The organism is Limnothrix sp. FACHB-881 (assembly GCF_014698135.1).
Lineage (GTDB): Bacteria > Cyanobacteriota > Cyanobacteriia > CACIAM-69d > CACIAM-69d > CACIAM-69d.
Genome location: NZ_JACJSN010000006.1, coordinates 42,316 through 55,612 on the forward strand (window position 1 = coordinate 42,316; position 13,297 = coordinate 55,612).

Below are 13,297 nucleotides of genomic sequence, written 5' to 3' on the forward strand. Positions count from 1 at the left end.
AGCACGGCTAGCCCACGGATAGGGATCAACCTCACGATCTCAACAAAAAATCCCAACAAATACGCAAAGGAAAGTGGGGGTCGATCGGGCGATCGGCCCCCATGCTTCGTGCTCAATTCGTCATCAACCTGAACGGATTAGTTCGATCGCGCCCCGATCACACGGATCGCCCGCTGGTGGGTGGCAACGGGAATCGCAAGCATCGCAGGAACTACTTGCCTTCCACAAACGCCTGGCAGCAACAGAAGGGTTGCGCGGCCGGCGCAGGCGTTGGCGTGGGGGTTGGCGCAGGGGCCGGAATCACCGTCTTGCTGCCGCAGATTACCTTTTGCAGCAGCCCCGTGAAACCGCTCAGGGCATCTTGCGAAGTGAAACCCTGCCCGCCGGTTTCCTTGGCCACACGGGCATATTCACCCTCGATTTCTTTTTTCACACTGGCCTTCACACCGGAAGTCCCCAAATAGGTGTGGACTTTCACCTTGGTTTGCTTGGCCGTGGCGATCGCCCGGTTGGCGGCTTCGATGTCTGCCTGATCCTGCTTGGCGTTCTCGTTGCCCCCTTCCAAGGACTCATCGCCCAGGAAGAAGACGGCCCGCGATGCGCCCGATCGCCAGTCAAAATTCAGGGACACATCCTCGATCGCCCTTGCGCCGTCCTCTTGGGCCCCGCCGCCGGCCACCGTGCCCACCTTGCGGCCCTTCAGCACCGATTCCGACACCTTGGCCGTTTCCGTCAGGTAATTGCGCACGGTGCGATCGAACCGCGTTCCCTTAAACACCCCCTCAATTCCCAAATAGGTCACCCGCAAGTCAGAAGGACAACTGGTTTTGGCCGCCTCGATCGCCGCGCCCACCGCCTCACTCAGGGCCGTCGCCTCATCCTTCATCGACACGCTGGAATCGATCACCACCACCAGATCCACCTTGGGAATCGTCAAGACCTCCGTGGGCGAGGGCGTTGGCACGGGGGCCGGTGCGGGAACCGGCGTGGCGGAGCCGCCCTGGCCGGTCATGGTGGCCGGAGCCAAAGTGGGCCATTGCAGCCGCTTTTGGGTTGAAACATCCCCATTGCCCCGGTGACCGGAAATGGGGCCCAGGCGGTTCGGTTGGGCTTGGCCAGCGGTCATGCCGTGGCTGTTGTAGGGATGGTTCCAGAGGTTGAAATCAAACCGATAGTGGGCCCCCTGCCAACCATTCGTCCAGTTGAAATTAATCAGTGCGCTGATATCCAGCGTGCCAGTCACCGGGTCGCTATACCAAAACGACAGCATCTTATTCGCCGTTCCGCCGGCCGACGTGCCGAAGTTGTATTGAATATCAACCCCGTCCGGCGGCCCTTCATAGGCAAAACAGCCCCGGCCATAAACCGAACCATCCGGATTCAAGGTGTGAAAAACGAAACTCGTGACCTGAGGCATAGCAGCAAATTCCTGTGAGGTTTGGGCTTGGTGATCGTGAAACGTTGGGCAGACCGCTGACTGGTGAACCCCTAGGATTCAACGTAGGCCTGGCAGCAACAGAAGGGATGTTCAATGCGGCGCGGTGCGGGCTTGCTGCCGCAAATCACGTCTTGCAACAGGGCTTGGAAGCCCCGCAGCGCATCCTGGGAGGTGAAGGATTGACCGCCCGTTTCCCGAGCCACCCTGGCGTATTCCCCTTCAATTTCCCGGCGCACTCTGTCCTTCACCGAGGAAGTTCCAAGATAGGTATGCACCCGCACGCCAGCTTCCTTGGCCACCGCGATCGCGAGGTTGGCGGCTTCGATGTCTCCTTGATCTTGCTTGCCATCCTGGTTCCCGCCATCCAGGGACTCATCACCCAGGAAGAACAGGGCCCGCCCAGCCCCCGGCCGCCAGTCAAAATGGCGACTCAGATCCTCGATCGCCCTTGCGCCGTCTTCTTGGGCCCCGCCGCCGGCCACCGTGCCGCGTTGGCGACCCCGCAACTCGGCCTCCGCCACTTTGGCCGTTGTGGTCAGGTATTTGCGAATGGATTGATTAAAACGGGTGTCTCGGAACGTGCCTTCAATGCCCAGATAGACCACTCGCAAGTCAGAGGGGCAATGGGCCCGAGCCGCCTCGATCGCGGCGGAAACGGCCGCATCCAGCGCCACCGCTTCGTCCTTCATGGAAACGCTGGAGTCGATCGCCACCACCAAGTCCACCAGCGGGATCGTCACGCCATCTTCTTCGATGACCTCGATCGTGGGCTGCCCGATCGCCACCCACTCCAACTTGCGCCCTTGACAGCTTCCGTCTTCCGTCGCTCCCCGGTGCGCAGACACATGACCCAGTTGATCCGGCGTTGCACCACCGGCCACCAAGCCCCGATCGAAGTCTGGCTGGGCCCAGGCATTGAACTGAAACTGTTGCTCGCCTGCCCGATCGCTGAAACTCAAGCTCAACAGAGCACTGAGATCCAACACACCGACGATCGGGTCGCGATACCAAAACGCCGTCAAGGTTTCCGCACTGCCCCGGCGATATTCCACCGAAGACTCGCTGCCATCCCCTAGGGTAAAGCACCCTTTTCCAAACTCAGTGCCGTCGTTGTTCAGTACCCGAAAGGTGTAGGCCTTTCCTGGGGTGGACGGTGCTGAGGTAGAAGAATCTGCTGTTGTGTTGGTTGTTTCTGCGGTTGAACTCCAGGGAATCACAACACTGGGCGTGACATCCAGCCAACCACCATCCGTGACCGTGCCCACATCCACCAACGATTGTGCGTCCAAAAACTCCATCAACCGCTCACCATCGTCCTCAAACCGATAGTGGCAAATGCCCTGATCAGCAAAAACAACCAGGTCTGAATCTTGGCGATAGACGACCTTAACGAAATTGGCTCCATCAATTTCCCAGCGGTAGCCAGGCATCGCTTCAACAATCTTTTGATTCTTCACAAATCACTTCTCCAAAAAGCACTGCAACCCTAGGGAAATACCAGGCAACTGATTCGGTCGATCGAGTCGATCGAGCTAATGGGGCTAAGGAGTCTATCGATGGGTTCTCAATTGGAATCTTGATTGAGTGGCTAACCTGCATTCTTGGGAAATTTAGCCATCACCCTTGAATTAGCCCATGGCTTATCTCGATCGCCTTGATCTACTCCAAACGAATCTGCTTATTGGCTAATTCCAAATCAAACGGGTAATCTTCATTTCCCCCCGCAAGGGCCCTTTGGAAAGTTTCCTCATTCGCAAACTCACTAACGCGAAACCACCAATCTTCAAATACAATCACCCGCCCATCGGGACAGCGGTAGACCAAGACATGGTAGTCGTCGCGAAATTCGTTGCTGAGATCAAGAACCTCACCACCCATTGCCTGAGCAGCGGTGTCTGCACTGTTCACTTTCCAATCTACTGACATGTTGCACAATCTCCAGCTTAATTGGAGGGTTGATCAGACTTTCCAATTGGACTCTACGAATTGTGCCTCAAGCTAATTGGAATTTGAGAGAAGTTAATGTTAATTTTTTCATTTTTCTAAACAATTCCGTATAAACACGCAATTAAAAATTGGCAACAATTCTCTTAAAAATAAATCATTTCATTTTTAAACATTTGCAATACAATTTTTTACAGAAAATTTCAATTAATTTCAATTGTCAATCAAATTAATTTTTCTTTTTGTTGTAATTTTCATTATTCAATCCGAGCCGAAAATCAAGAATAATTTCTTGTGAATTTCAATTTGATTTGATTTTATTTAATGCTTAAATGCGAATAGTTCAATTGTTGAAATTCATAAAATTCTCAGAAATCTCAAGATTGAATATTTTTTCTTTGTTTCAAGTCATTTTTGATAATTGTATTTTATTTTACATTGACGTTTCTGAAGAAAAAATGATGCTTGGGGTCAGAATTTTGGACTGAGAGGCCTTTAATAAAGACTAACTTTGCCTGTTGCTGGAAGCGATCCGCGATCGACTCCCGTTGACGATCGAAAGTGATTCGCCATTTTTAGGTTGGCTGGCGTTCGATCGTCTGAATTTTGAGGATGATTTGTGGTGGCTTTGGGCTGCTGCTGCCCAGCCAAAGACGAGGATCAGGGCGATCGGGGGTTTAAGTCAGGGTTGGCAATTTTTTTGACCTGTCTGCTGGGCGTTGGTGTGATAAATGGTGCAGCCGGACTGAGAGAGCGCAGTAAACGGTCACCATTGCCCTGTGACAAAGCAACACGATCAAGGCGACTGCATGGGCTGCATTGGCTGATAAAGTGGCGTTGAATTCAGCTTGGCGTTGGCGGACTGGAAACTATGGCTGTTGCGATCGCACTAGGATTACTCGTTTTGGCCTACCTGCTCGGCTCCATCCCCGCTGGATATCTAGCCGGGCGCTGGCTCAAAGGCATCGACATCCGCCAATATGGCTCCGGCTCCACCGGGGCCACCAACGTGATGCGCACCGTGGGCAAACCAGCTGGGATCACCGTCTTTATCTTTGACATTCTGAAAGGGGCGATCGCCATTGGACTGGTGCGCACCTTCTGGACTGGCGACCTCATCGTCGATCCCACCTGGCTGGCAATCAAGCCCTGGTTAGAAGTGGTCGCCGGCCTCACCGCCGTGATTGGCCACAGCAAATCCCTGTGGCTGAATTTCCAGGGCGGCAAATCCGTCGCCACCAGCCTGGGCACGTTGCTGGCCCTGTCTTGGCAAGTGGGCTTGGGTGGGTTCGCGGCCTTCTGTGTGGTGCTGGCCATTTGGCGATATGTGTCCCTCGGGTCGATCGTCGGGGCAATCATGGTCAGCGTGTTGATGCTGTCTTTGCAAAATCCCTTGCCCTACTGCTTATTTGGCTTGGCGATTACGGTGTTTGTGATTGCGCGACACAAGACCAACATCAGCCGCCTGTTGAAGGGAACAGAACCCAAATTTGGCCAAAAGGTGCAAATTCCCGAGCCTGTGTCCGACAGCGCCAGCGGTTCTTAGGATTTTGGCCCTACTTCTGTGGTGGCGTGCCGGGTCGAAAGCAGGTCGGTCAAGAGCTGGTTAGGTCTCAAAAGCTCGCATCCCAGCGCCGCTTAACCTTGATGGATTGGGGACTTGGGCCTCTGGCCTGGCTCGATCGGGAAGTGGCCTGGGGATGACCATCTTTTGATTAGCCCCCAAATGTAACGAATTGCAACGTATAATAGCTCTGAAAAATTAATTCTTAAGAATTATTCAAGGGAATCCAACACCCATCGCATTTCAAGCGCGATCGGGCGGTTTCCACCCCCATCAGCCCTGTGGCTTCCGTTGTTTACCCCTAGCGAGTAGGACTGTTGAAATCCATGCGAGTTGCAATCGCCGGTGGCGGCCTAGCGGGCCTGGCCTGTGCCAAATATTTGGTCGATGCGGGACACCAGCCGATCGTGTTGGAACGCGAGGCCGTGTTGGGTGGTTTGGTGGCCGCTTGGAAGGATGAGGATGGTGATTGGCTGGAAACGGGGCTGCACGCCTTTTTCGGCGCTTATCACAACATGAAGCAACTGATGGGCGAGCTGGACATTCTCGATCGCCTGCAATGGAAGCGCCACGCCCTGGTGTTTAACCAACCGGAGAAGCCGGGAACCCTGTCTTGGTTTGATGTGCCGGACATTCCCGCCCCGTTTAATGTGATCATGTCGATTCTGCGGAATAACGACATGCTGACCTGGGAGCAAAAAATTCGATTCGCGATCGGGCTGTTGCCAGCGATCGTACGGGGTCAGCAGTACGTGGAATCCATGGATAAATACAGCCTCTTGGAATGGCTGCGGCTCCAGGGGGTGGATGAGCAGGTGAACACCGACATTTTCATCGCCGCCTCCAAGGCCCTGACGTTTATTAATCCTGAGGATGTGTCGGCGACGGTTCCCCTGACGGCGCTGAATCGATTTTTGCAAGAGCGATATGGGTCCAAGGTGGCCTTTTTGGATGGGGCCCCGCCGGAGCGGTTGTGCCAGCCGATCGTGGACTACGTGACGGCTCGGGGCGGAGAAGTGCGCACCCAAGCGCCGCTGAAGGAAATTGTCTTGAATGGCGATCGATCGGTGAAGTCTTTCATTGTGCGCGGTCAAAACGGCGCGCCCGATGAGGAAATTGTGGCCGATGCTTTTGTGTCCGCCATGTCGGTGGATGCCTTAAAGATCATGATGCCGGACGCTTGGAAAGCCGTGCCGGAGTTCGAGAAGCTGCAAGGCCTCGAAGGTGTGCCGGTGATCAATGTGCAAATTTGGTTTGATTGCAAGTTGCCGACGATCGACCAGTTGTTGTTCTCCCGATCGGATATCCTCAGTGTTTATGCGGATATGAGCCGCACCACTCGGGAATACGAAGACCCGGATCGATCGATGCTGGAATTGGTGTTGGCTCCGGCCAAGGATTGGATCGGCCGTTCCGATGAAGACATCATTGCTGCCACCATGGATGAGCTGGCCAAGCTGTTCCCCGATCACATTCCCCACCAGGCAAAAGTTCGCAAAGCCAAGGTGAAGAAAACGCCCCGATCGGTCTACACGGCTCGGCCGGGATGCCAGGCCCTGCGCCCCCAACAGGAAACCTCGATCGGGAATTTTTTCCTGTCCGGTAGCTACACCATGCAAGAGTTTCTAGGCAGCATGGAAGGGGCTGTGCTTTCTGGTAAGCTGACAGCGCAAGCGATTGTCCGCAATGCTGCGCGCCTTGAGCGCGATCGCGATTTGGCCCTGGCCGCTTCCGCCTAAGCCACTCCTTTGACTGACCCATCGACCTTTCCCAGCCCCGCCGGTCTTCATGCTGCACTTGCCTGACCCGCCACGCACTAACACCCTGGCGACCCTGGAAGAATCCTATGAGTTGTGTCGCCAGGTCACAGCCAAGTACTCCAAAACGTTCTATTGGGGCAGTGCGCTGATGCCGTTGGCTAAGCGGCGGGCCATCTGGGCAATTTATGTTTGGTGTCGGCGCACTGACGAGCTGGTCGATGGGCCCATGGCCAAACTGACCACGCCGGAAACCCTGGACGATTGGGAACGGCGACTAGAACAGCTTTTTGGTGGCCATGCGCTGGATGATTCTGATGTGGCCCTGGTTGACACGATCGGGCGCTACAACCTAGATATTCAGCCCTTCCGCGACATGATCGCCGGGCAGCGCATGGATCTCTATCGCAGTCGCTACGAGACCTACGAAGAGCTAGAGCTATATTGCTATCGCGTGGCGGGCACGGTGGGCCTGATGACCACGCCGGTTTTGGGGGTGGCTAGCGAGCCGGCCCGCGCCCCTTGGGATGGGTTTTTGCAAATGCAAACCAGCCCCGATCGCAACCCGGATGACCCCACGGAACGAGCGATCGCCCTCGGCATTGCCAACCAGCTCACCAACATCCTGCGAGACGTGGGCGAAGACCGCCACCGGGGCCGAATTTATCTACCCTTAGAAGATTTGGAGCGATTCCGCTACACCGAGCAGGACTTGATGAATGGTGTGGTTGACGATCGCTGGCGTGCCCTGATGCAGTTCCAAATTCAGCGGGCCCGCACCATTTTCGACAGTGCCGCCAAGGGCATTCGCCTGCTTCACCCCGATGCTCGCTGGCCCGTTTGGGCTGCCTTGATGCTCTACAGCCGAATTTTGCACTCGATCGAGCGCAACGGTTACGACGTGTTCAACAAACGCGCTTACGTCCCCACCACGGGGAAAGTGCGCTGTCTGCCCGTGGCCCTGATGCGATCGCAGGTTCTCTAGGTCAAGCTATTAACCCGCCGCACAAAATCGTTGGGCCAGTCGATCGGTGCTCGTCAGCGGCTGGCTCAATTCAAACTGCTCAGCCCTCGATCGGCAATTGAATTCGGAATGCAGCGCCTTGTCCTGGCTCCGATTCAACGGTCAGACTGCCGCTATGTTTATCCACTACGATTTGTTGGGCGATCGCGAGACCCAATCCTGTCCCTTTGCCCACGGATTTTGTGGTGAACAGATGGTCAAAGATTCTTGACTGCACCTCGGCATTCATCCCCTTGCCATTATCCCGAATCGTAATTTGTACCTGATCATCAATCAGAGTCGTGCTGATGGTGATCTGTTGAGGATGTGCCTCTAATTCCTTGAACGATCGACCCTGGGCCAGCTCATCAAACACATCGATCGCATTAGCCAGGATGTTCATAAATACCTGGTTGAGCTGGCCCGGGAAGCAATCGATCGGTGGTATTTCACCATAGTTGGTAACCACCTCGATCGCCGGTCGATTAGCATTTGCTTTGAGCCGATATTTCAGAATCAGCAGCGTGCTATCAATCCCTTCATGCAGATTAGCGCTGACTTTATACTCCGTATCGGCACGGGAGAAGGTGCGCAGGCTGGTGCTAATGCTTTTGATGCGATCGGTTGCCCCTTGCATTGAATTCAGGAGTTGGGGCAAATCTTCGCAAACATATTCCAAATCAATATTTTCAGCGTGATCTTGAATCGGGAAAGTGGGACTAGGATAATGCTGCTGATACAGGGCTAGATGTTCAAGCAAGTCCTGCACATGCTCTTTGCCATTATCGATGCTGCCATTCAGAAAGCCGATCGGGTTATTGATTTCGTGTGCTACACCTGCCACTAGGTTTCCTAGCGATGCCATCTTTTCGCTCTGCACCATTTGCAATTGGGATTGTTCTAATTGCTGAGCATAGCGCTGAGCTTGTTGAGCATAAAGTTGAGCTTTTTGGTAAAGGCTGGCATTTTCTAAAGAAATAGCAGCCTGGATGCAAAGAAAGTTGAGCACTGCAATGCGATCACTTGTAAATACGCCGCTAGTGGAACAATTTTCTAGGTACAAAATAGCTCGTAAGTTACTCTGGTTGAGCATCGGCAAACACAAAATACTCTTGGGTTGACGCTGATTCAGATAATCACCAATTACTGGCAAATCAGTCTTGAGATCATCAATTACCACCGTTGTTGCCGTGTTTTTGACATACTGAATTAAGTTGCTGGGAATGCTGGAAGCATCCTCCAGGGGGGCAGCTTGCAGCACAACTTCCTCTAGGTTTGCCGTTACCCGCACTTGCCATTGATCATCCTCACCAAGCATCAAGGCACATCGGTCTGCCCCAGAGTTTTCAAGCATGATCTGAGTCAGAGTTTCTAGAAGCTTATCTAGGGCGATCGTGCTGGCTATGATCTGCGAAACTTGCAGCAGAGCAGACAGATCCAGGATTCTATTGATATTGCTAGAAGAGCTATTTTTAGAGGTAGAATGAGTCGAACGATCTAGCGTCGTAGAAGAGTGATGTACCGCAGACAATGTTGTCAGGGTTTCTGCAACAGATATGGGTTGCTTGGCAGCTTGTAGAATAGGTCGCAGCAATTGAGGATAGTGCTTTTCTAAATCAACAACTTTGGCCTTGGCTCCCCAATGAGCATAGGCATAGTAAGCATTCTGCATGTACCCTGCAGCGACCGTTTCTTTTCCCCATTTCAGATAGAATTTTGCAGCCAGCTCGTTCGCGAGGGCCTCTTCCTGGATATAGCCGCTTTCTTTAGCGCCAGAAATCGCGCGATCGTACCAGTCCCCTGCTTCATAGAAATTCCCTAAAACTCGATGGTGTTCAGCAGCAACCAAATCGAATTTATGTTGATAATTCATGGGAGCATAGCTTGCCCATTGTTGTTGTAACTTTGTTTGATTTTCTTCCACCTGTTGTAAGAGTTGTGATCGCTCGCCTAATCCCCGTTCCAGTGCCGCCAATGCTGCCAAAGAATCGTATAAATAAAATTCGGCTTCTCCTACTGTTCCTACCCCGCCGTTAAAATAGCGTCTTACCTCAACAGCGCACATCCGAGCCATTTCCAGCTCGTCAAATAGGCAACATAACATCAGCTTAAACACATAAAATGCGTATAAGCACAGTAGATCATTGACTGAGATGAGTTGAGGAAGAAACTCTGCCTCTTCAATGACTTCTCCTGAAAAAATGTGGGCAGACTCTGAGTTTCCTCGCAGGTTCAAAGTACCTTGCCAGTAGACACGACACCAATTTGCCGGAGTCAACTGATTCATTTGGACTAGTGCCTGGTGATAGGCTTGAATTTCTAGCTCCAAGATATCTAGAGGGGAGCCGCACCAGAAAGAATTAGCACAGAAAGCATGGACGTTATATCCCCCATATTCTATATTTCCAACATCTAATCCTGTTGTGTACCCTTCTTGAGCTAGAGGTAGGGTGTCTCGAACATGAAATTTTCGATGCGATGTAAATAGCACAGCCACATGAAACGCTTCTGGCTTAATCACCTTTGCCTCAGGCGTTGAGGTGAGTTGAATAGCTAATTGAATGAACTTCACTCCAGCATTTACATCCTTAAGAAAATTGGCAGCAATAATGCTGTAGCAAGAATAGGCAGCGATGGAAGCAGGTGTATTACCATATTCAATAGATAATTTTACGGCTATTGTTACCAACCCAATATATAACGAAGAACCTGAGATATAGGCCGATGAAAAGAGACGAGTAATAATCTCAACAATCGCCATAATTCGGCGATCAGTCATTTTGGGTAAATCAACTAAATCTTCAATGTCGCGATCACCTATAAGCTGATTAACTTCAGCAGTGATCGACAAAAAATCATCCTCCGTCATCGTTTCGGGGAGAAATAGATCAAGCAACCCTAAAACGTTTCGAGCTACATCAATTGATTCAAGTAATTTATTTTGAGAAATTAGAGAAACAATACGAATTCGGTAGACGTTAACTCTTTCTATTACAGAGTGCGCTTTCTCAATTACTGTATCAATAGCAGCTTCCATCGCCTCGTAATATCCGCACAAGGATGCTAACTCTGCGGCCAATTCGTAGAAAACAAGGGTAATCTCATACTGCCTTTCCCAGGCTGCTTCTCCCAGCAAAGATAAGCCCATGTGAACGTACTCACGTCCTCCTTGATAGGCAGTCGTTATCCTTGCTTTATGGGCTGCAATCAGATTGAGACGAGCGAGTTCATCCCGTTTGCTTTGTTCCCCGATTAATGCCTGTCCATGATTGAGCTGACCAACTAACTCAAAGATTCTTTCTTCTATCTCGTCCGGTGATCTTTTGGATAAAAGTAATTGTCCAATTTTGAGATGAGTTGCTTGTTTTTGCTCTGCTGCAATCAGAGAATAGGCCGCTTGCTGTACCCGATCGTGCAGGAATCGATAAGTCGGATTGACATGATTTTGAGACTCACATTGCTCAAGTTCCTCAGATTGAAAAAACTTGTAAACCTGAGTAATTGGTATGATCAGCCCTTCCTGCAAGGCTCTCCACAAGATGGTGGCTGCTTCCGTTTGGGATTGCTCTGCCACGATCGCCAGGGTCTGCAAATCAAACTGTGCGCCAATGCAAGCTGCTAACTTCAAGACCTCTTGCGTCGCTGCTGGCAGTTTCTGCAACTGCAACGCCATAAACTCCACCACATCATCCGTCAGCGTCAGGGCATTGACCTGGGCAATATCACACTGCCAATAGCCTTGGTCACGGTCAAAAACGATGTACCCATCTTCATGGAGTGCCTTCAGAAATTGGGTCGTAAAGAAGGGATTCCCTTGGGTTTTACGATCAACCAGTTGAGTCAGCGGCTTTGATAGCTCTTGGCTGCATTTCAACGTATCCGCCACCAAGCAATTGGTATGCTCTAGGCTCAGCGGCAACAAGGTGATTGTATTAACGGTCAAGCTCGCTTTTTTCAGTTCCCCGATCGTCAACATCAGGGGATGAACCGGTGAAACTTCGTTATCTCGATAAGCACCCAACACCAGTAGATAACCACTGCTTTCCATGAGCACTTTCAGCAGTTGCAACGAAGCAGAGTCCGACCACTGCAAGTCATCCAGAAAGATCACCAAGGGATGATTGGCAGTTGTGAAAACTTGAATGAATTTCTGGAATAGCAAATTAAATCGATTCTGGGCTGCGGTTCCTGACAGTTCTGGGACTGCTGGTTGATGACCAATAACTTGCTCTAACTCCGGAATGACTTCAATTAAAACTTCGCCATTGTCACCCACTGCTTCTAGAATTCGATTCTTCCACTGGGCGAGTTGAGCATCGGACTCTGAAAGCAATTGACCCATCAAGTCGCGTAAAGCCTGCACAAATGCAGATAAGGGAATGTTACGATTGAATTGGTCAAACTTCCCTTTAATGAAATAACCTTTTTGCTGAGTGATTGGCTTATGGACTTCATTCACCACAGCAGTCTTACCAATCCCCGAAAATCCCGCCACTAGCATCAGTTCTGATGCACCTTGGGAAACTCGCTCAAAAGACTTGAGCAAAATCTGTACTTCACTCTCACGACCATAGAGCTTTTCAGGGATTAAGAATCGATCGCTCAGATCCCGTTGTCCCAACTCAAACTCAGTAATTTTGCCTGTTGCTTCCCATTGGCTTAAGCATTGCTGCAAATCATGTTGCAAGCCCAAGGCACTTTGATATCGATCCTCAGCATTTTTAGCCATCAGCTTGGCCACGATCAACCCTACGATCTTGGGCACTGACGGATTTACCTGATCCACGGGCTGTGCTGTTTTGGCGATATGGCAATGCAACAACTCCAAGGGATCATTGGAAATGAAGGGCAGCGTATTGGCTATGGTCAATAATTGATAGAGAGTGACTCCTAGGGAGTAGTAATCAGTTCGGTAGTCAATACCACGATTCATACGCCCGGTTTGTTCGGGAGCCAGGTAGGCTAAAGTTCCCTCTAAAATATTTGGATTCTGAATTTCTTGAGTTTCTTTAGGTAATAAAGAAGCAATACTAAAATCAATTAATTTAATTTCTTTTGATTCGGGATTAATCAAAATATTGGCAGGTTTAATATCTTTATGAATAACGCGTTGCTGATGCAGATCGTGCAGAATGGTGGTCAGTTGTAATGCAATCTTGAGCACTTCAACCCAATTAAGCTTGTGCTGCTGTAGATATTGATTGAGAGATAACCCTCCCCAATCTTCCATCACGAGCACATAGCCATTCCCCAAGGACTGAAGAGTCAGGGGATGAATAATGCCAGGTAAACTGAGATTTTTGGCGATTGCATATTGATTCCGAAATTGCACCAGTTCGCCAAAGGTGGGATAGTCCGACAGCAGGATTTTTAACACTACCGATCGCTGATCACCATCCTGTATCCCTCGATAGACGGCCGTTCTTGATCCCGAATAGAGTTGCTCAATGATCGTATAGCCAGCAATTACAGGCAATGGCCGGGATGAAGAGCCAGTGAGAGGTGACATGAATATGGTTAAAAGTAAAATCCACTTTTCAGTATTAGATCTCTTCTGGTGATACAGCAACTTTGATGTGCTAGATATGACA

7 protein-coding genes are annotated in these 13,297 nt (G+C 50.9%); 3 read left to right on the plus strand and 4 right to left on the minus strand.

The window, feature by feature from the left end; all coding sequences use genetic code 11:
• Positions 1–211: 211 nt before the first annotated feature.
• The 3 genes from H6G52_RS07610 to H6G52_RS07620 form a co-directional block, all read right to left on the minus strand.
• Entirely contained in the window at positions 212–1,417 is a 1,206-nt protein-coding gene (locus H6G52_RS07610; protein WP_099533619.1) for a VWA domain-containing protein, read from the minus strand.
• 71 nt (positions 1,418–1,488) lie between these two features.
• Positions 1,489–2,895 carry a hypothetical protein gene (locus tag H6G52_RS07615; protein ID WP_190527494.1) on the minus strand — a complete coding sequence of 469 codons (1,407 nt, stop codon included), beginning with the start codon at positions 2,893–2,895 and terminating at the stop codon, positions 1,489–1,491.
• 202 nt (positions 2,896–3,097) lie between these two features.
• Complete coding sequence (locus tag H6G52_RS07620) at positions 3,098–3,364, minus strand: hypothetical protein (protein WP_190527497.1); 267 nt, start codon at positions 3,362–3,364, stop codon at positions 3,098–3,100.
• A gap of 889 nt (positions 3,365–4,253) precedes the next feature.
• Between H6G52_RS07620 and plsY the strand changes: the two genes are divergently transcribed.
• From plsY to H6G52_RS07635, 3 genes are all read left to right on the plus strand, one after another.
• Positions 4,254–4,928 carry a glycerol-3-phosphate 1-O-acyltransferase PlsY gene (gene plsY, locus H6G52_RS07625; RefSeq protein WP_190356129.1) on the plus strand — a complete coding sequence of 225 codons (675 nt, stop codon included), beginning with the start codon at positions 4,254–4,256 and terminating at the stop codon, positions 4,926–4,928.
• A gap of 344 nt (positions 4,929–5,272) precedes the next feature.
• The gene (gene pds / locus H6G52_RS07630) at positions 5,273–6,685 is read left to right on the plus strand and encodes a 15-cis-phytoene desaturase (RefSeq protein WP_190356128.1); all 1,413 of its coding nucleotides are present in this window, start codon (positions 5,273–5,275) and stop codon (positions 6,683–6,685) included.
• A gap of 49 nt (positions 6,686–6,734) precedes the next feature.
• On the plus strand, positions 6,735–7,688 hold the full coding sequence (locus H6G52_RS07635) for a phytoene synthase (protein WP_099533555.1): 954 nt from the start codon (positions 6,735–6,737) through the stop codon (positions 7,686–7,688).
• Positions 7,689–7,767: 79 nt separating this feature from the next.
• On the opposite strand, the gene H6G52_RS07640 is transcribed toward H6G52_RS07635, so the two are convergent.
• Positions 7,768–13,215 carry an ATP-binding sensor histidine kinase gene (locus H6G52_RS07640; RefSeq protein WP_190527499.1) on the minus strand — a complete coding sequence of 1,816 codons (5,448 nt, stop codon included), beginning with the start codon at positions 13,213–13,215 and terminating at the stop codon, positions 7,768–7,770.
• Between the last annotated feature and the right edge of the window lie 82 nt (positions 13,216–13,297).